This window comes from Streptococcus sp. HF-1907, from assembly GCF_015594605.1.
Taxonomy (GTDB): Bacteria; Bacillota; Bacilli; order Lactobacillales; family Streptococcaceae; genus Streptococcus.
Genome location: NZ_JADNQT010000001.1, coordinates 150,818 through 169,857, shown reverse-complemented (window position 1 = coordinate 169,857; position 19,040 = coordinate 150,818). Strand labels below are relative to the sequence as shown.

At 40.3% G+C, this 19,040-nt stretch carries 18 protein-coding genes and 1 other RNA gene; 15 read left to right on the top strand and 4 right to left on the bottom strand.

Features of this window, described 5'->3' with window-relative positions; translation table 11 throughout:
* Positions 1-82 precede the first annotated feature (82 nt).
* The 8 genes from ndk to ssrA all read left to right on the top strand — a co-directional run bounded on the left by ndk (position 83) and on the right by ssrA (position 5,977).
* Entirely contained in the window at positions 83-499 is a 417-nt protein-coding gene (gene ndk, locus IYQ92_RS00850) for a nucleoside-diphosphate kinase (RefSeq protein ID WP_195674874.1), read from the top strand.
* 148 nt (positions 500-647) lie between these two features.
* Positions 648-2,480 carry a translation elongation factor 4 gene (lepA, locus tag IYQ92_RS00845; protein ID WP_195674873.1) on the top strand — a complete coding sequence of 611 codons (1,833 nt, stop codon included), beginning with the start codon at positions 648-650 and terminating at the stop codon, positions 2,478-2,480.
* A 588-nt stretch (positions 2,481-3,068) separates the two neighbouring features.
* Positions 3,069-3,194 (top strand): hypothetical protein, encoded by a 126-nt coding sequence (locus IYQ92_RS10450; RefSeq protein WP_267490021.1) that lies wholly within the window; start codon positions 3,069-3,071, stop codon positions 3,192-3,194.
* Between the two features lie 117 nt (positions 3,195-3,311).
* Entirely contained in the window at positions 3,312-3,611 is a 300-nt protein-coding gene (locus IYQ92_RS00840) for a rhodanese-like domain-containing protein (RefSeq protein WP_195674872.1), read from the top strand.
* A 108-nt stretch (positions 3,612-3,719) separates the two neighbouring features.
* Positions 3,720-4,373: an HD domain-containing protein gene (locus IYQ92_RS00835; protein WP_195674871.1), complete on the top strand. Its 654-nt coding sequence runs from the start codon at positions 3,720-3,722 to the stop codon at positions 4,371-4,373.
* A gap of 19 nt (positions 4,374-4,392) precedes the next feature.
* On the top strand, positions 4,393-4,857 hold the full coding sequence (locus IYQ92_RS00830) for a GNAT family N-acetyltransferase (RefSeq protein ID WP_195675059.1): 465 nt from the start codon (positions 4,393-4,395) through the stop codon (positions 4,855-4,857).
* 138 nt (positions 4,858-4,995) lie between these two features.
* Positions 4,996-5,502: a DUF2798 domain-containing protein gene (locus IYQ92_RS10130; protein ID WP_229311253.1), complete on the top strand. Its 507-nt coding sequence runs from the start codon at positions 4,996-4,998 to the stop codon at positions 5,500-5,502.
* A 123-nt stretch (positions 5,503-5,625) separates the two neighbouring features.
* Positions 5,626-5,977, top strand: a transfer-messenger RNA (tmRNA) gene (ssrA, locus tag IYQ92_RS00820).
* Between the two features lie 97 nt (positions 5,978-6,074).
* Here the strand turns inward: ssrA and IYQ92_RS00815 are convergent.
* The 4 genes from IYQ92_RS00815 to IYQ92_RS00800 form a co-directional block, all read right to left on the bottom strand.
* Positions 6,075-7,220, bottom strand: coding sequence for an Mbeg1-like protein (locus IYQ92_RS00815; RefSeq protein ID WP_195674870.1), 1,146 nt, complete (start codon positions 7,218-7,220; stop codon positions 6,075-6,077).
* A gap of 127 nt (positions 7,221-7,347) precedes the next feature.
* A complete protein-coding gene (locus IYQ92_RS00810) occupies positions 7,348-8,118 on the bottom strand; it encodes an ABC transporter permease (protein WP_195674869.1) in 771 nt (256 codons plus the stop codon).
* A gap of 19 nt (positions 8,119-8,137) precedes the next feature.
* A complete protein-coding gene (locus tag IYQ92_RS00805; RefSeq protein WP_195674868.1) occupies positions 8,138-8,836 on the bottom strand; it encodes an ABC transporter ATP-binding protein in 699 nt (232 codons plus the stop codon).
* Positions 8,836-9,204 carry a GntR family transcriptional regulator gene (locus tag IYQ92_RS00800; RefSeq protein WP_195674867.1) on the bottom strand — a complete coding sequence of 123 codons (369 nt, stop codon included), beginning with the start codon at positions 9,202-9,204 and terminating at the stop codon, positions 8,836-8,838. The genes IYQ92_RS00805 and IYQ92_RS00800 overlap by 1 nt, the downstream gene beginning before the upstream one ends.
* Positions 9,205-9,401: 197 nt before the next feature.
* On the opposite strand from IYQ92_RS00800, the gene IYQ92_RS00795 reads away from it, so the two are divergent.
* From IYQ92_RS00795 to IYQ92_RS00765, 7 genes are all read left to right on the top strand, one after another.
* Complete coding sequence (locus IYQ92_RS00795; RefSeq protein ID WP_195674866.1) at positions 9,402-12,506, top strand: DNA polymerase III subunit alpha; 3,105 nt, start codon at positions 9,402-9,404, stop codon at positions 12,504-12,506.
* Positions 12,507-12,588: 82 nt separating this feature from the next.
* A complete protein-coding gene (pfkA, locus tag IYQ92_RS00790) occupies positions 12,589-13,602 on the top strand; it encodes a 6-phosphofructokinase (RefSeq protein WP_195674865.1) in 1,014 nt (337 codons plus the stop codon).
* A 57-nt stretch (positions 13,603-13,659) separates the two neighbouring features.
* Positions 13,660-15,162, top strand: a complete 1,503-nt coding sequence (pyk, locus tag IYQ92_RS00785; protein ID WP_195674864.1) for a pyruvate kinase — start codon at positions 13,660-13,662, stop codon at positions 15,160-15,162.
* 92 nt (positions 15,163-15,254) lie between these two features.
* Complete coding sequence (gene lepB / locus IYQ92_RS00780) at positions 15,255-15,812, top strand: signal peptidase I (protein WP_195674863.1); 558 nt, start codon at positions 15,255-15,257, stop codon at positions 15,810-15,812.
* 211 nt (positions 15,813-16,023) lie between these two features.
* Complete coding sequence (glmS, locus tag IYQ92_RS00775) at positions 16,024-17,838, top strand: glutamine--fructose-6-phosphate transaminase (isomerizing) (RefSeq protein WP_195674862.1); 1,815 nt, start codon at positions 16,024-16,026, stop codon at positions 17,836-17,838.
* 81 nt (positions 17,839-17,919) lie between these two features.
* Positions 17,920-18,249, top strand: a complete 330-nt coding sequence (locus IYQ92_RS00770; RefSeq protein ID WP_195674861.1) for a zinc ribbon domain-containing protein YjdM — start codon at positions 17,920-17,922, stop codon at positions 18,247-18,249.
* A gap of 148 nt (positions 18,250-18,397) precedes the next feature.
* Positions 18,398-19,039 carry an amino acid ABC transporter permease gene (locus IYQ92_RS00765; RefSeq protein WP_195674860.1) on the top strand — a complete coding sequence of 214 codons (642 nt, stop codon included), beginning with the start codon at positions 18,398-18,400 and terminating at the stop codon, positions 19,037-19,039.
* Position 19,040: the final 1 nt, after the last annotated feature.

Sequence of the window (19,040 nt, the reverse complement as noted above, 5' to 3'; positions counted from 1 at the left end):
ATAAAAGTTATAGAAAATGTTTTGAAAATTTACTGAAACAAGTATTTATGTTATACTAGTAAAAAACGAGGAGTAAGTATTGATGGAACAAACATTTTTTATGATTAAACCCGACGGTGTTCGTCGTGGGCTTGTTGGTGAAGTGTTGGGGCGTATTGAAAAACGCGGTTTTACAATCGATAAATTAGAAGTGCGACACGCTGATCAAACCTTGCTGGAGCAACATTATTCTGACTTGGTAGACCGCCCATTCTTTCCTAAAATTGTTGATTTTATGACAAGTGGTCCTTTGGTGATTGGTGTGATTTCTGGCGAAGAAGTCATCTCAACATGGCGTACCATGATGGGGACGACGAATCCTAAGGATGCCCTACCAGGAACTATTCGTGGGGACTTTGCTCAAGCGCCAGCGCCTGGCGAGGCAACCTTTAACATTGTGCATGGGTCAGACTCTCCTGAGTCTGCCAAACGCGAAATGGTCTTATGGTTTGGTGAGTGATTTTAGCGCCAGCCATTTTCCAAAAGCAGAGCCGTTGATGGTTTCATCTCGGCTCTTTTTTTGCTATAATGGTATGGAGTCCTTGTGACTGTTGCGCTTTGTTTGGGACATAGCAAAGTGGCACAATCAAAAAGTATAGGAAATAAAAATGAATATCGAAGAATTAAAACAACGACAGGAGAAAATTCGTAATTTCTCCATTATTGCGCATATCGACCATGGAAAATCGACCTTGGCTGACCGTATTTTGGAAAAGACGGAGACAGTATCGAGCCGTGAAATGCAGGCGCAGTTGCTTGATAGCATGGATTTGGAACGTGAACGTGGGATTACCATCAAATTGAATGCTATCGAACTCAACTACACTGCTAAAGATGGTGAAACTTACATTTTTCACCTTATCGACACCCCAGGGCACGTCGACTTTACCTATGAAGTTTCTCGTTCTCTTGCAGCCTGTGAAGGTGCTATTTTGGTTGTCGATGCTGCTCAAGGTATTGAGGCGCAGACGCTAGCCAACGTCTATCTTGCCTTGGACAATGACCTAGAAATCTTGCCAGTTATCAACAAAATTGACTTGCCAGCAGCTGACCCAGAGCGTGTTCGTACAGAAATTGAAGATGTTATCGGCTTGGATGCTTCAGAAGCTGTTCTAGCCTCTGCCAAAGCAGGTATCGGTATTGAAGAGATTCTCGAACAAATCGTTGAGAAAGTGCCTGCACCAACGGGCGACGTTGAGGCACCACTACAAGCCCTGATTTTTGACTCAGTTTACGATGCTTATCGCGGGGTTATTCTTCAAGTTCGTATCGTTAATGGTATGGTCAAACCTGGTGATAAGATTCAAATGATGTCAAATGGTAAAACCTTTGATGTTACCGAAGTCGGTATTTTCACTCCTAAGGCTGTCGGTCGTGATTATCTTGCGACTGGTGACGTTGGTTATATTGCAGCGTCTATTAAGACAGTTGCTGACACTCGTGTCGGTGATACGGTAACCTTGGCTGACAACCCAGCAAGTCAAGCCCTTCACGGTTACAAGCAAATGAACCCGATGGTCTTTGCAGGACTTTACCCAATCGAGTCTAACAAGTACAATGACCTTCGTGAAGCTCTTGAAAAATTGCAGCTCAACGATGCCAGTCTCCAATTTGAACCCGAAACTTCTCAAGCCCTAGGTTTTGGTTTCCGTTGTGGTTTCTTGGGACTCCTTCACATGGATGTTATCCAAGAGCGCTTGGAACGTGAATTTAACATTGACCTTATCATGACCGCTCCGTCGGTAGTTTACCATGTCAATACCACAGATGGTGAGATGTTAGAGGTGTCAAACCCGTCTGAATTCCCAGACCCAACGCGTGTTGACAACATCGAGGAACCATACGTTAAAGCTCAAATCATGGTGCCGCAAGAATTTGTTGGTGCGGTAATGGAATTGGCTCAGCGCAAGCGTGGTGACTTTGTGACTATGGATTACATTGATGATAATCGTGTCAATGTTATCTATCAGATTCCACTTGCTGAGATTGTTTTTGACTTCTTTGATAAACTCAAGTCTTCAACTCGTGGCTATGCTAGCTTTGACTATGAAATTTCAGAGTACCGTCGTTCACAATTGGTGAAAATGGACATTCTCCTTAATGGTGACAAGGTTGATGCGCTCAGCTTCATTGTCCACAAAGAATTCGCCTACGAACGCGGTAAATTAATCGTAGAGAAGCTCAAGAAAATCATCCCTCGTCAACAATTTGAAGTGCCAATCCAAGCGGCTATTGGTCAAAAAATCGTAGCTCGTTCAGACATCAAAGCCCTTCGTAAAAACGTTTTGGCCAAATGTTACGGTGGTGACGTCTCTCGTAAACGTAAACTGCTTGAAAAACAAAAAGCCGGTAAGAAACGTATGAAAGCTATCGGCTCCGTTGAAGTCCCACAAGAGGCCTTCTTGTCAGTACTTTCAATGGATGACGATGAGAAGAAGTAAGTTTTTAACTTTATAGAATCATCAAACAAGGTTGGGGCAAAAGTACCCAACCTTTTCTTTATGACAAGTCCTAACACTTGCATGAGACAGCTTAATCCAATAATCGATAAGTATAAGAAAATCAAAAATTTTTATAGCCGAGTAAAGGGCGATAGTAACCAATGTAATCCTATGTTGGGAAAAAGAGTCATTGTAGCTACTAAGTTATTCCTACCGTAGGAATCGATATGCTGTCTCTACCGAAGTCACTCCTACGTTAGGACTCAAGTTACAAAGGTTTACTAATCCATTCCTGCGATGGGAGCAAGGTTGTTAAGGTTATCAAACCCATTCCCATGATGGGAGCACAGCTACCAAGATTACTAAATCTGTTCCTATGGTGGGAGCGAGGTTTCTAAAGTTATCACATTCATTCCCACAGTGGGAGCGAGTTTGGCAGGACACATGAGACTGCTCCTGTGGTGGAAACTCATCTAGCAATAAACACCAAGCTATTCCCAGCATGGGAACAGAAGAGGATGGGACTTGGGCATAGTTTCCCGTACATCGATAGCTTATTGACAGGTGGAGAATTAGCAGTAGTGGTAGGTGACTAACAAGGAGGGCACTTACTTTTCTGCTTTCGTTAATGAATTGACAGTTCATCTGCTTGACCATCTGCCTAGCGGTTTGGTAGAATGGGACCACAATCAGGTTTGTAGTCAGCTGTCCTAATAGAATGGCCTAGGCTTTCAGTTAGCGGAGCCATTTTCCAAAATAAAGGGGGGTTAAAACCCAAATCAAGACGGCACTTATCAATGACTTATAGCGTAAAACCAGAGGAGATTATTCATGTCTAAAACCATTAACATTGACCAACTAGAAAACTTGTTAGCCAATCAAGAGATAAACTTGATTGATGTCCGCGAGGCGGATGAATATGCTTCAGGCCACATTCCGAGTGCTGTTAATATGCCCCTTAGTCAACTTGATGACAGTTTTTTAAGTCTTGATGCGGATAAAAGTTATTACCTTGTGTGTCAAATGGGCGGACGTTCTGCGCGTGCTTACCAATTTTTAGAAGCCCAAGGATTTGATGTCACTAATGTTGACGGCGGAACAAGTGCTTGGTCAGGGCCTTTAGCCTATTAAGCGGAGAGCTGGATTGTCTATCCAGTTCTTTTTGATTTTGGTGCAGTGAGTTCGATTTTTCATCGAAAAAACTAGGTCTTTTAGCTTGATTGCGCTATAATAGTCTTTATGATTAAAAGAGAAAAAGATATTCTGGCTGCCGCGGAAGTCATGGTTAAGGAGAAACTTGACGGGGAGTCTAGCGGTCATGACTGGTGGCATATTGTCCGTGTCAGGAATTCAGCGCGAGCCATTGCGGAGCAAGAAAAAGCGGACGTTTTTATTTGTGAATTAGCTGCGCTTTTGCATGATGTGGCGGATGAGAAGTTGGTAGAAGACCCTGAGCAGGAGCGCTATGAATTGGCACAGTGGCTTTATGGACAGCCTTTTGAAATCGACCGAGCAGACCATATTTTGACGATTATTGATACCATGTCCTTTAAAGGGGGGAATGGTCAGCCCATGACAAGCTTGGAAGGAAAAATTGTTCAAGATGCTGACAGGCTTGATGCGATAGGAGCTATCGGGATTGCTAGAACCATGGCTTATTCGGGAAATCACAATCGACCGATTCACGACCCAAACATGAAACCGCGTGAGCAGATGACTTTGGAAGAGTACCGTTCTGGCAAAGACACAGCAATCATGCATTTTTACGAAAAGCTATTAAAGCTCAAAGATTTGATGAACACTGACTATGGTAAAAAAATGGCAGAGCAGCGCCACCAATTTTTGGAATTTTACCTAGCAGAATTTTACGCCGAATGGCAAGGGAAAAAATAAGATTTAAGGAGAAAAAACGATATCAATCAGAAAAGCAACTTTGTCAGATACAGAAGCCCTAGAAACTCTCTTAGCCCAAATTTTATTAGTGCACCACCAAGCCCGTCCTGATATTTTCATGACCGAAGGTAGTAAGTTTACCAGAGAAGAATTAGAAGCTGTCCTTGAAAATCCACAGACGCCTGTCTTTGTATATGAAAAAGACGGTCGCATTTTGGGTCACCTCTTTACCATCATTCAAGAGCAAAAGGCTCCGTTGGCATCTCATAAGACCCTATTTATTGAAGATTTATGTGTTGATGAGAATGCTCGTGGTCAAAAAATCGGTGAACAACTTTATCATTTTGCCTTAGATTACGCCAAAGAAATCGGCTGCTATAATTTGACTCTAAATGTTTGGAATGCTAACGTCGGAGCGCTGCGCTTCTATGAACGTATGGGCTTGACCCCGCAAGAAACACGTATGGAACAAATCCTACCATAATCAATTAAGAGAAAGTGAATCAGAGGAATGTAAAACGTTTTCTCTGATTTGTTTTTGAAAAAATGCTTACACGATTTTTCAGAATGTGCTATTATAATCCCTGTTGCCTTTTAAAAAGATAAAAGAAGAGGAGATGTTATGCCTAGAAATTTTAAAGAAGCAATGATTTTCACATGTTTAATGTGTTCGATGATGGTTTTTGGAATGAGTGCCTGGAATCTGTTTGTGGCTGGTCATTTGTCACTAGTCCATATTACCAGTGGTTTTGTGCCTGGTTTTGCAGTAGCTTTCCTATTGGACGTTTTGATTGTTGGACCAATCGCTAAAAAGGTGGCAATTAGCTTGTTGACGTATATGGGACACCATGAAAAACGTTGGGCTAAGATCATTGCTATTTCAGGGACAATGGCAATCTGTATGGTAACCTTGATGTCTTTCTTTGGCTTGTTCATGAACGGCGTCGGTGTGACACCAGCAAGTTACGGTAATGCTTGGTTAACCAATCTTGTTATGGCTCTACCATTAAACTTTATTGTTGCAGGACCAATTTCACGTTTCATCCTAGGTCGCATTCAAAAAGTTTCCGATGGTGAAGCTGAAATTGAGGATTTCGACGATGATGAAGAGATTCCAACAATCATCTAACAGACTAAAGAGTTGTTTTCCGTTGAAAGCAGCTCTTTTATAATGCCATTTGACCTTAAGTTTTGCTATTTCATTGATGATTTGGTATACTATTAAAGTAAGTCTTTCTTACCTTAATGTTTTGGGGTCGTTACGGATTCGACAGGCATTATGAGGCATATTTTGCGACTCGGGTGGCGCCGTGTTAACGCTCAGTTAAATATAACTGCAAAAAATACAAATTCTTACGCAGTAGCAGCTTAATAACCTGCCTGTGTGATCTTCTCAGGATTGCTTGTGTTCTGCCAGAAGGTCTTATTATTAGCAAGCTACGTTTAACTATTGCCTAGCTAGTTAAAAAGAGATTTATGGGCTCGCGTTGATAAGGGTTGAGTTATGTCTCGTGTCAGCGTTAAATCAAATGCATAACCTATGGTTGTAGACGAATATGTTGGCAGGTGTTTGGACGTGGGTTCGACTCCCACCGGCTCCATAAAGCACGGAAGTTCCTTGTTGTTCTCAAGGGGCTTTTTTCTTACTTGCAAAACAGATTACATTAAAACTCCTTGAGAAAAAATCTCAAGGAGTTCGGCTTATTTTCGGTCGAAGAAATTAGGGAAATTAATTTTCGGCAAATCTGGTAAGCTTGGGTATCTAAGCTGACTCGTGTAACTGCTGATGAGTAGACGAAGAGACTTATTTAGAACTTGTTTTTTCTGAGGGTCGAGTCCATTTAATGTTGTTAGTGCTTGAAATACCCGAGATAGAGAGTCGAGACTAAAATCATTGAGACTGTAAATGCCGTTATCCATCAGGCTATCAAATAGCAGATCAAAGATTAATTTCAACTCTTGATTGCTAAGTTTATCCGTCCATTCTTTGAAGGTCTTTTCTAGATTTAGACTCAATTCTGTTTGTTGGTGTCCGATATCGAATTGTCCGTCCATGGTCACCTGCCATTGAGCAACGTCGTGCTGGCTGATTCCTGCTAGTTGGCTGTCCACCACATCGGGCACTAGGTCAAAGTAGAGCATAATTCCGACGATAGATTCTCTAGGAATCATGCGCCAGCATTTATTCTTAATAGCCAAATACCCTTGGGTGGCAAGCTCCTCTTTTTGTAGTCCAGGCGAATCAAAGAGGCAGATTAGTGGGATACGGTCTTGCAAAGGGCTATCGATGTGGCTTGAAGCATATAGGGCGAGATTCCCGCCTTTTGAGTGGCCTGAGACGACGATGTCCCCGTTGACCTCTTGCAAAATCTCTTTTAGGTAGGCAATGGCAGAGCGGTGTGCAGGAATTTCCCTCATGTAAGTCAGTTTAAAGTCCTCTTTCCAACCAATCAAGCTATCATCAGTCCCTCGGAAAATAACTTGCTGGTGCTGGATAGATGGAAGCGTCAGTAGCATGGCTGCGAATTGCTTTTCAAATTCTAAGTCAGTATCGCTGACATAATGTGACAGAGTGAGGTCCTTAAAGCGCTCTGATGAAAAGATGAGTTGACAGAGCTCAACCCGTTCCTTGGTCATCATGAAATCATAGGCTAACTGGCTGCTATCATAAGTTTCTAAAAGGCTAGCTAGCTGTATGGGCTGACTCAAATCGACGGAGTCGGGAAGCAATTTCTCAAAAGCGATATAACCGAGTTCGTTTAAGCAGAGCATGTCAACTCGGTTGAGAGGCATTTCTTCAAAGGCTGCTTCTTTCCTTGCTTGAAGATAATCAAAAATCGTTGGCATATGGTGTCCTTTCTGTTCTTGATTTTATGAATTTTTTTATTGGGTCAAGTTGTAGGAGGAGTTGTTATTTTCAAAAGGTGTGTTTTAGAGAAAAATGAAGCCGAGACAAAGTGAACGGCTTCATTTTCTATTGAATATTAAGATGATTTTTGAGCAAGTAATGCGTTCCCCAATAAAAAACAAGGGCTTGAACCACACATTCCCCAATAGTGTAAAGGAAATAAGGCGTGGTAAAGGGAAAATCATCATCTGCCAGAGGATTGAAAGCACCAGTGCTGAACATCGAAATCACAGCAATCAAGATGTACAAAAGGATGTAGGAAACGAATCCCATCAAAATGCGTTTATCAGAGAAGAGTTGACCAATTGAGATAGCTAAGAATATCATCAAGGTGCTAGAAACCCATGAAGCAAGCAGATAGGCAATTCCTAGCAACCAAAATGCTGGACTGGCCAGTTGAGCGAGCGATGGTAGAGCAACTAACATCTTTCCAACACCGATATTTGGTAGAAAAATCAACATAATCCCTAGGGCAACAACAATTGCATTGAAGATGGTCCATAGTACAGAGGCAACCAATTTGGACAAAATGATGAGGTGCGTTGATACAGGTAGAGTGAGCGTTAAATAGCCTTCTCTCCCGTAGATATTTTTGTAAAATCGTCTAACGATAATAACCAGCGTTGCAATCCATGAGCCGGCAATTAGTACAGCAAGCATCATCATTAAAAGGACGGGCAGAATCGCTTGCGCCGCATTGTTGCTGTCGTTAGTCAGGAGACTTAACGATTTGACAGCGAATCCTAAAACGATTGATACCAGAATAACAGCGCTATTTAATGCAAAGTACCATTTTCCAATGGATTTAAATTCATATTTTAGTAACTTTCCAAACATTTCATTCTCCTAAAATCTCCTAAGCCTTATATTTATCACGGAAAAGGCTGTCTATTGATTGACCATATTCTTCTCGTAAATCATCGGCATTTCCTTGCAGAGCAATTTGCCCATTTTTGAGAAAAATGACATGGTCTAGTATCGGCTCAACATCGGCAATCAAGTGAGTAGAAATAATAACAGATGCTTCTTCACAGTAGTTATTAATGATGGTCTTTAAAATGTAGTCACGCGCTGCTGGGTCAACTCCCCCAATTGGTTCATCGAGAATGTACAGCTTAGCCTTGCGACTCATCACTAAAATAAGTTGAACTTTCTCTTTATTACCTTTTGAAAGATTTTTAAGTCGGTCATCAATAGCTAATCCCAAATCAGCCATAAGCTGTTCTGCCTTGTTACGGTCAAAGTCAGCATAGAAATCTTCAAAGAAAGTCAAGGCGTCCTTAACTTTCATATTTTCTTGCAAATATGACGTATCAGGAAGATATGAAATGATTTTTTTAGTATCAACAGACGGGCGAAAACCGTCAATAACGATTTCTCCGATATCAGCTTTTAAAAGCCCATTTATCAATTTAATAAGGGTTGTTTTTCCGCTCCCATTAGGACCAATCAGACCGATAATCTGACCAGCAGGAAGGGAAATTGTCAAATCGTCAATAGCCTTGTGCTTTTGAAAATTTTTAGAAACGTGATGAAGTTGTAATAAATCAGCCATTAATTAGCCTCCTTCAAGTAATGCTCAAGAGCAGGAAGAATGTCTTCACGATTAAGCCCAATTTTCAACATATTTGAGACGAAGGTTTGCAACTCAGCTTGCGCGACCTCTTGTCTCTTCTGGGCTATTAAATCAGTATCTTCTGTCACATAACGTCCAGCGGTGCGCTGCGAATAGACTATTCCTTCGTGTTCTAACTCGGTAAAGGCACGTTGCATGGTGTTGGGATTGACCCCGGCCTCCTCAGCAAAATCTCGAACGGTTGGTAGTTGTTCGCCACTTTTGATAGCATGACTGATAATTTGTAATTTAATATATTTTGCAATTTGAGCATAGATGGGAGATTTCTCATCAAATTTCCAAGCCATGATGTCTCCTTTCATAACTATTATTAAATAAAAATCAATGTTAGATTACATTTGTACTACAAAAATGGTACAGAAAATATTTTGAATTGTCAAGTAAAAGCAAGCATTCTATCCACTTGGGTGCAGTTTTATTTTTGAAGACCCAGTTAATCTATAGTATAATAGTAAGATAAATATTTCATGAAGAAGGAGTGCCAATGTTTGCCCAATTAAATACCAAAACCGTTTATTCCTTTATGGATAGTTTGGTAGACCTAAAGACTTACATTAGTAGGGCAAAAGAATTAGGTTATCAGACAATCGGAATGATGGATAAAGATAATCTTTACGGCGCATTCCATTTTATTCAAGAAACGCAAAAAGCTGGTTTACAGCCAGTAGTTGGTATTGAGCTAGCGCTAGCCATGCCACAGGGGAATCTGACGCTTTTTTTGATTGCGAAAAATACTCAAGGTTACCGTCGATTGTTGAAGTTATCGACTGCTCAGATGTCGGACGGATTGACCTTGGAACAGCTGGCAGATGATTTGGATGGTCTAGCTATCCTCATTCCTCATTATAGTTGGAATGAGGAGCTGGCGCTTCCTTTTGATTACTATATTGGTATTGATTTAGAGGCTCCACAGAGGTCTTACCCCGAGCCAACCATTGCTTTCCATACGGTCCGTTATTTCTCAAATGATGACGTTGAGATTCTCCACATGCTCCATGCTATCAGAGATAACCAAGCCTTGAAGGACACCCCTCCTGTAGCAACTAACCAACACTTACTAGCTTGTGATGTTGCCACCCAAGCCTTTAAGCAACGTTTCCCTGAAGCTCTGTCTAATCTAGAACAACTGGCTGCAGGAATCACTTATCACTTTAATACCTACTTGAAGTTGCCCCGCTTTAATCGCCAAAAACCAGCTGTACAAGAATTGCGAGAACTGACAGAAGAAGGCTTAAAAGCAAAGCATATTTGGTTGCCTGAATATCATGAGCGCCTGGAAGAAGAACTTCACATCATTCATAAGATGGGCTTTGACGACTATTTCTTGATTGTTTGGGATTTGTTAAGATTTGGTCGGAGCAAGGGCTATTATATGGGGATGGGACGTGGTTCTGCTGCGGGGAGTCTGGTATCCTATGCTCTGGATATCACAGGTATTGACCCCGTGAAAAACAACCTTCTATTTGAACGCTTCCTCAACGAAGAACGCTACAGCATGCCTGATATTGATATTGACCTTCCTGATATTTATCGCAGTGAGTTCCTGCATTATGTGCGTAACCGTTATGGGACGATGCACTCTGCACAGATTGTGACTTTCTCGACCTTTGGAGCTAAGCAGGCTATCCGTGATGTTTTTAAAAGATTTGGTGCCCCTGAGTACGAATTAACTAATATCACTCGCAAAATTGGTTTTCGTGACAATCTGACTACAGTTTACGAGAATAATCTCACCTTTAGGCAGATTATCAATAGCAAGTTGGAGTACCAAAGAGCTTACGAAATTGCAAAGCGCATTGAAGGTAATCCACGACAGACCTCAATTCACGCAGCCGGAGTGGTAATGAGCGATGATGACCTCACAGACCATATTCCGCTAAAAGCTGGCGAAGACATGATGATTACTCAATATGACGCGGGAGCTGTCGAGGCAAACGGTCTATTAAAAATGGACTTTCTAGGCTTGCGAAACCTAACCTTTGTCCAAAAAATGAAAGAGCAAGTTCAAGCAAATTATGGTATTTCGATTGATATTAAAGCTATCGATTTAGAAGACCGTGACACCCTTGCTCTCTTTGCGGCAGGTCAGACGAAGGGTATTTTCCAATTCGAACAAGCTGGGGCCATCAATCTGCTAAAACGCATCAAGCCTAATCGTTTTGAGGATATCGTTGCTACAACCAGTTTAAATCGACCGGGAGCTAGTGACTATACAGACAATTTTGTCAATCGCCGATTTGGAAGAGAATCTATGGATCTCATAGATCCCGCTATCGCTTCAATATTGGAACCTACCTATGGCATTATGCTTTATCAGGAACAGGTTATGCAAATTGCGCAGGTTTATGCAGGTTTTAGCCTCGGTAAAGCAGATCTGCTACGACGCGCCATGTCAAAAAAGAATGCTGGTCAAATGCAGAAAATGTCCAGCGACTTTCTGGCAGGAGCGCTAGCTTTGGGACATTCAGAGTCTGTTGCGCGTGATATTTTTGACCGCATGGCTAAGTTTGCAGGCTACGGTTTTAACAGAAGTCATGCTTTCGCTTACTCAGCCCTAGCTTTTCAACTTGCTTATTTTAAAGTTCACTACCCAGATGTGTTCTTTGATGTCATGCTAAATCACTCTAGCAGCAGTTATATTGTGGATGCCTTGGACATGGGCTTTCAAGTCGCTACGCCTTCAATTAACACTGTTCCTTACCATGACCGAATCGGAAATAAGCAGATTTACCTTGGTTTAAGAAATATTAAGGGTCTTCCCAAAGATATGGCTTATTGGATTAGTCAGAATCAACCTTTTAAGAGCATTGAAGACTTCCTGACGAGACTTCCTAGTAATTATCAGAAAGCTGAATTTCTAACACCGTTGATTCGCATCGGCCTATTTGATGAATTTGACAAGAATCGCCACAAGATTGAGGAAAATCTTGAAAATCTTTTTACCTTTGTTGCTGAATTAGGGAGCTTGTTCGCAGATAGTTCTTACAGCTGGACGGATGCAGATGACTATACATTGACTGAGAAGTACCGTTTTGAGCAAGAAATTATAGGGATTGGAGTCAGTCCTCATCCGCTTACCGCAATAGCGGAGCAGGCACAAAGACCATTCACTCCGATTGCAGACCTCCAGGAAAATCAAGAGGTCACAGTCCTTGTCCAAATTGATTCAGTACGAATCATTCGAACGAAGTCTAGCGGTCAACAAATGGCATTTTTAAGCACAACAGACACCAAGCGAAAGTTGGATGTTACAATATTTCCTGAAACATATGTCCAGATAAAATCTCAAATCACCGAAGGACAATGTTGCTTCATCACTGGAAGAATTCAAAATCGTAATGGCAGATTGCAGATGATATTGAACGGAATTGAAGTAGCGACAACAGAGAAATTTTGGATCCTTCTAGAAAATCACGCCAACGATAAGGAAGTTTCTCGAGTTTTATCGCAATATCCAGGCAATATCCCGGTTATTTTACATTACCAATCACCTAAAGAAACCATCCAAAGTCAGAAGCATTTTGTTCAGAAAAGTTTAGACCTGGAAGAAGAGTTAAAGAAACTGGTTTTGAAAACGATTTTTCGCTAAAAAAAGAAAACAAAGTGAAGCAATTTACAAATTAATATGCTATAATGAAAATGTTAAATTAATAGAAGGAGTATCAAGCAAAATGAAACGTATTGCTGTTTTGACTAGTGGCGGTGACGCCCCTGGTATGAACGCTGCTGTTCGTGCAGTTGTTCGTAAAGCAATTTCTGAAGGAATGGAAGTTTTCGGCATTAACCAAGGTTACCTTGGAATGGTTAATGATGACATTTTCCCATTAGATGCCAATTCAGTTGGTGATAAAATCAACCGTGGTGGAACTTTCCTTCGTTCAGCTCGTTACCCTGAGTTCGCTCAATTAGAAGGACAATTAAAAGGTATCGAACAACTTAAAAAGCATGGCATTGAAGGTGTCGTTGTCATTGGTGGTGATGGCTCTTATCATGGTGCTATGCGTTTGACAGAGCATGGCTTCCCAGCAGTTGGTTTGCCAGGAACAATTGATAACGATATCGTTGGTACTGACTATACCATCGGTTTTGATACAGCTGTTGCGACTGCTGTAGAAAATCTTGATCGTTTGCGTGATACATCAGCAAGTCACAATCGTACTTTCGTTGTAGAAGTTATGGGACGTAACGCTGGTGACATTGCACTTTGGTCAGGTATTGCATCTGGTGCAGATCAAATTATCATCCCAGAAGAAGCATATGACATCAATGAGGTTGTGGCAGAAGTCAAAGCTGGTTATGCTGAAGGTAAACATCATCAAATCATTGTTGTTGCCGAAGGTGTTATGAGTGGTGAAGAATTCGCTAAAGCCATGAAAGCAGCTGGCGACGACAGCGATCTTCGTGTTACAAATCTCGGTCACTTACTTCGTGGTGGTACACCGACTGCTCGTGATCGTGTTCTTGCTTCACGCATGGGTGCTCATGCTGTTGAATTGTTGAAACAAGGTCGTGGTGGTCTTGCTGTTGGGGTTCACAATGAAGAAATGGTTGAAAGCCCAATTCTCGGAACCGCAGAAGAAGGTGCCTTGTTCAGCTTAGGCGAAGACGGTAAGATTATTGTTAATAATCCGCACAAAGCAGACTTACGTTTAGCACAACTTAACCGTGACTTGGCAAACCAATAAAATCAGTTAAAATCTGTCGTAAAAGACATTTAAAATATAAAGGAGTTCATATTTATCATGAATAAACGTGTAAAAATTGTTGCAACACTTGGTCCTGCGGTAGAATTCCGCGGTGGTAAAAAATTTGGTGAAGATGGCTATTGGGGTGAAAGCCTTGATGTTGAAGCATCTGCACAAAAAATCGCTGAATTGATTAAAGAAGGCGCAAATGTTTTCCGTTTCAACTTTTCACACGGTGACCATGCAGAGCAAGGTGCTCGTATGGCAACTGTACGTCGTGCAGAAGAAATTGCTGGTCAAAAAGTTGGTTTCCTTCTTGATACAAAAGGACCAGAAATCCGTACTGAATTGTTCGAAGGCGACGCTAAAGAATATTCATACAAAACTGGTGAAGTTATTCGCGTTGCTACAAAGCAAGGTATTAAATCAACACGTGACGTTATTGCATTGAACGTTGCTGGTGCTCTTGATGTTTTTGATGATGTTGAAGTTGGTAAACAAGTTCTTGTTGACGATGGTAAACTTGGTCTTCGTATCATTGAAAAAGATGCTGAAAAGCGCGAATTCGTTGTTGAAGTTGAAAATGATGGTATTATTGCTAAACAAAAAGGTGTAAACATTCCTTACACTAAAATTCCTTTCCCAGCACTTGCTGAACGTGATAACGCTGATATTCGTTTCGGTCTTGAACAAGGGCTTAATTTCATCGCTATCTCATTTGTGCGTACTGCAAAAGACGTTAACGAAGTTCGTGCAATCTGTGAAGAAACTGGAAACGGTCATGTTAAATTGTTGGCTAAAATTGAAAACCAACAAGGTATTGACAATATTGATGAAATTATCGAAGCAGCAGACGGTATCATGATTGCTCGTGGTGACATGGGTATTGAAGTACCATTTGAAATGGTTCCGGTTTACCAAAAAATGATTATCACTAAAGTCAATGCAGCAGGTAAGATTGTTGTTACAGCAACAAACATGCTTGAAACGATGACTGAAAAACCACGTGCTACTCGTTCAGAAGTGTCTGACGTCTTCAATGCCGTTATTGACGGCACTGATGCTACGATGCTTTCAGGAGAATCCGCTAATGGTAAATATCCAGTTGAATCAGTTCGTGCTATGGCTACAATTGATAAAAATGCTCAAACACTTCTTAACGAATATGGTCGTCTTGATTCATCACAATTTGCTCGTTCAACTAAGACAGAAGTTGTTGCTTCAGCTGTAAAAGATGCTACAAGCTCAATGGACATCAAATTGGTTGTTGCTCTTACTGAGTCAGGTAACACAGCTCGTCTTATTTCTAAATACCGTCCAGATGCTGACATCTTGGCAGTAACATTCGATGAAATCACTCAAAAATCATTGATGTTGAACTGGGGTGTTATTCCAATTGTAACTGATAAACCAGCTTCAACAGACGATATGTTCGAAGTTGCTGAAAAAGCAGCTCTTGCATCAGGTCTTGTTGAATCAGGTGACAACATCGTTATCGTTGCTGGTGTTCCAGTTGGTACTGGTGGAACAAACACAATGCGTATCCGCACTGTAAAATAATCTCTAATAAATAAAAAAGTCTATCAAGCCATTTGGTAGGCTTTTTTTATTATGTATAAAATGGTATAATGTTTATATCACTAGGAGTTGTTATGGTAAAAAGAGATTTAATTAGAAATATTATTTTGGCATTGATTGCCATTTTGACATTGGTTTTGTTGAGGTATTTTGTTTTTTCAACCTTTAAAGTGCATGAAGATGCTAAAAATTCTTATCTTGATTCTGGAGATGTTGTCGTTGTTAATCGTAACCAACCGCCAAAATATAAGGATTTTATAGTTTATAAGGTAAAAGATATTTATTATATCAGTCGTGTTATTGCTACCGAGGGGGAGCAGGCACGTGTTATTGATGATGTTCTTTACGTTGATAACGTGTATAAGGATGAACCTTACATTGAAAATCTAAAGACTGCTTATCTATCAACATCAGATACACAGACAGCCTTTACATCAGATTTTTCTTTGGAGACAATCACCAATAATAAATATACAACTATCCCTAAGGGTTATTATCTTGTGTTAAACGATAATCGCCAAAATACTAACGATAGTCGCAAATTTGGTTTGATTAAAAAAAATCAGATTCAAGGGGTTATAACCTTTAAACTATTCCCATTAAATCAATTTGGATTTATAAAAGCAGAGTAAAAAATCGCTCTGCTTTTTACTTTACCGCAAAAACTGTAGTAGGGCTGTTACAGTCATAATATTATTTTTAGAAGCTATACCAATCTTTTATTTGACAAGGAAAAGAATTAGTTATATACTGATTTTGTTAGCTTTTAAAGGTATAGATCGACCTATACCAATTTTAAAATAAATAAGAAAGTCAGAGTTAAAGCTCAGAAGGTATATTATTATGTGTGGTATTGTTGGTGTCGTTGGTAGTACTAATGCAACTGATATTTTGATTCAAGGTCTTGAAAAATTAGAGTATCGCGGTTATGATTCAGCAGGAATCTTTGTTGCAAACGAAAATCAGGGACAATTAATCAAGTCAGTCGGACGAATTGCCGATTTGAAAGCAAAAGTTGGAGACGCTGTCGAAGGGACGATTGGTATTGGTCATACCCGTTGGGCAACTCATGGTAAGCCAACTGAAGATAACGCTCATCCACACCGCTCACAAACTGAACGCTTTGTTTTAGTCCATAATGGTGTTATTGAAAATTATCTTCAGATCAAAGAGGAATATCTTACAGGTCATACTTTGAAAGGTCAAACCGATACTGAAATTGCGGTTCATTTGATTGGGAAACTTGTTGAAGAAGATGGTATGGATGTTCTTGAAGCCTTCAAAAAAGCCTTGAGCATTATCGAAGGTTCGTATGCATTTGCCTTGATTGACTCAGAAAATACTGATACTATCTATGTTGCGAAAAATAAATCACCTCTACTTATCGGTCTTGGTGATGGTTACAATATGATATGTTCAGATGCAATTGCTATGATTCGTGAAACAAACGAATACATGGAAATTCATGACAAAGAGCTTGTTGTTGTTACAAAAGATTCAGTCGAGGTTCAAGATTACCAAGGAAATGTTATCGAACGCGATAGTTATACAGCTGAGCTTGATTTATCTGATATCGGTAAAGGGACATATCCTTTCTATATGCTTAAAGAAATTGATGAGCAGCCAACAGTCATGCGTAAATTGATTTCTAAGTACACAGATGAAACTGGTCGTGTCACAGTTGATGATGATATTGTAAAAGCTGTTCAAGATGCCGACCGTCTTTACATTATTGCCGCTGGAACATCTTATCATGCCGGCTTTGCTTCGAAAAATACTTTGGAGGCTTTGACCGGAAAACCTGTAGAACTTGGAATTGCTTCTGAATGGGGCTATCATATGCCTCTTTTGAGCCAAAAACCATTGTTCATTTTTATTAGTCAATCTGGTGAAACAGCTGATAGCCGTCAGGTTTTAGTTAAGGCTAATGAGCTTGGTATTCCTAGCTTGACAGTAACGAACGTTCCAGGCTCTACCCTTTCACGTGAGGCCTCTTACACAATGCTCCTCCATGCGGGTCCTGAAATTGCGGTTGCTTCAACTAAGGCATACACTGCACAGGTTGCGACACTAGCCTTTTTGGCAAAAGCTGTCGGTGAAGCTAGCGGAAAAGCAGAAGCAAAAGCTTTTGATTTGGTACACGAACTATCTATTGTTGCCCAATCAATCGAAGCTACCCTTTCTGAAAAAGATGTTATTGCAGAAAAAGTTGAAACACTTCTTGGCAATACCCGTAATGCATTCTATATTGGACGTGGTAATGACTATTATGTAACAATGGAAGCAGCGCTTAAATTAAAAGAAATTTCATACATCCAAACAGAAGGCTTTGCAGCTGGTGAATTAAAACACGGAACGATTTCATTGATTGAAGATGGCACACCTGTTCTTGCTTTGATTTCTGGAGATGAAGCTGTTGCAGCACACACACGCGGAAATGTACAAGAAGTTGTGGCACGTGGTGCAAACGCATTGACAATTGTTGAAGAAGATTTAGCCCGTGAAGGTGATGATATCTTGGTTAACAAAGTGCATCCATTCTTGACAGCAATCTCAATGGTTATCCCAGCGCAGCTTATTGCATACTTCGCATCATTACAACGTGGCCTTGACGTTGATAAACCACGTAATCTTGCTAAATCAGTTACGGTTGAATAGTATAAAAGTCACGGAACACTATTGCCAAACGCTGTAAGATTAGGTAAAATAGATATTCAGAATAAAAATAGAGGAGATGTTATGTCTTTACCAAATTGCCCAAAATGTAATTCAGAATATGTCTATGAAGATGGTATTTTACTTGTCTGCCCAGAATGTGCCTACGAGTGGGATCCAAATGAAGTAGAAGAAGATGGTCTAGTTGTCTTGGATAGCAACGGTACAAAGCTTTCAGATGGCGACACAGTTACTGTTATTAAAGATTTGAAAGTGAAGGGTGCGCCTAAAGATATTAAACAAGGCACACGTGTCAAAAATATTCGCTTGGTTGAAGGTGACCACAACATTGATTGTAAAATCGATGGCTTTGGCGCAATGAAGCTAAAATCAGAATTTGTCAAAAAACTATAAAAGAAAAGTCTGACATAGGCAATTAGTGTAACTGCTAACTGCCTATTTTTGTTTATTGAAAATTCATTTTATGTATTTTTATAAATTAGTATCAAAAATTCTGATAATTTGGTATAATAAGAGCAACTATCTATATTTAGGAGGTAACATGGCTTATATATCACAGGTCCTGCCAAGTTTATTAAATGGAGCTGTTGTAACCTTACAAGTTTTCTTCATCGTTCTTGTGTTGTCAATTCCACTGGGAGCAATTTTAGCTTTTTTGATGAAAATCAACTTTAAACCATTGCAATGGTTTTTGACCTTGTATGTCTGGGTAATGCGTGGAACGCCCTTGCTCTTACAATTGATTTTTGTCTATTATGTTTTGCCTAGTGTTGGTATTTCATTCGATCGTATGCCAGCGGCGATTCTGGCCTTTACACTAAACTATGCAGCTTATTTTGCAGAAATTTTCCGTGGAGGAATCGCAGCTATTCCGAAAGGACAGTATGAAGCCGCTAAAGTTTTGAAATTTTCTCAACTTCAGACAATTCGCTACATTATCCTCCCTCAGGTGTTTAAGATTGTTTTACCAAGTGTCTTCAATGAGATTATTAACCTTGTTAAAGATTCATCACTCGTCTATGTCTTGGGTGTAGGTGATTTGCTTCTAGCAAGTAAAACTGCAGCAAACCGTGATGCGACCTTGGCACCAATGTTTATTGCTGGTGGCATTTATCTTTTACTTGTAGGGATTGTCACAATCGTCTCTAAACGAGTTGAGAAAAAATTTGATTTCTACAAATAAG

Bases quoted from the DNA above. Each gene is read 5' to 3' on its own strand.
- glmS (WP_195674862.1), top strand. From the start codon at position 16,024: ATGTGTGGTATTGTTGGTGTCGTTGGTAGTACTAATGCAACTGATATT.
- IYQ92_RS00765 (WP_195674860.1), top strand. From the start codon at position 18,398: ATGGCTTATATATCACAGGTCCTGCCAAGTTTATTAAATGGAGCTGTT.
- IYQ92_RS00795 (WP_195674866.1), top strand. From the start codon at position 9,402: ATGTTTGCCCAATTAAATACCAAAACCGTTTATTCCTTTATGGATAGT.
- IYQ92_RS00840 (WP_195674872.1), top strand. From the start codon at position 3,312: ATGTCTAAAACCATTAACATTGACCAACTAGAAAACTTGTTAGCCAAT.
- IYQ92_RS00770 (WP_195674861.1), top strand. From the start codon at position 17,920: ATGTCTTTACCAAATTGCCCAAAATGTAATTCAGAATATGTCTATGAA.
- IYQ92_RS10130 (WP_229311253.1), top strand. From the start codon at position 4,996: ATGCCTAGAAATTTTAAAGAAGCAATGATTTTCACATGTTTAATGTGT.
- lepA (WP_195674873.1), top strand. From the start codon at position 648: ATGAATATCGAAGAATTAAAACAACGACAGGAGAAAATTCGTAATTTC.
- ndk (WP_195674874.1), top strand. From the start codon at position 83: ATGGAACAAACATTTTTTATGATTAAACCCGACGGTGTTCGTCGTGGG.
- pfkA (WP_195674865.1), top strand. From the start codon at position 12,589: ATGAAACGTATTGCTGTTTTGACTAGTGGCGGTGACGCCCCTGGTATG.
- IYQ92_RS00815 (WP_195674870.1), bottom strand. From the start codon at position 7,220: ATGCCAACGATTTTTGATTATCTTCAAGCAAGGAAAGAAGCAGCCTTT.
- IYQ92_RS00800 (WP_195674867.1), bottom strand. From the start codon at position 9,204: ATGGCTTGGAAATTTGATGAGAAATCTCCCATCTATGCTCAAATTGCA.
- lepB (WP_195674863.1), top strand. From the start codon at position 15,255: ATGGTAAAAAGAGATTTAATTAGAAATATTATTTTGGCATTGATTGCC.
- pyk (WP_195674864.1), top strand. From the start codon at position 13,660: ATGAATAAACGTGTAAAAATTGTTGCAACACTTGGTCCTGCGGTAGAA.
- IYQ92_RS00835 (WP_195674871.1), top strand. From the start codon at position 3,720: ATGATTAAAAGAGAAAAAGATATTCTGGCTGCCGCGGAAGTCATGGTT.
- IYQ92_RS00810 (WP_195674869.1), bottom strand. From the start codon at position 8,118: ATGTTTGGAAAGTTACTAAAATATGAATTTAAATCCATTGGAAAATGG.
- IYQ92_RS00805 (WP_195674868.1), bottom strand. From the start codon at position 8,836: ATGGCTGATTTATTACAACTTCATCACGTTTCTAAAAATTTTCAAAAG.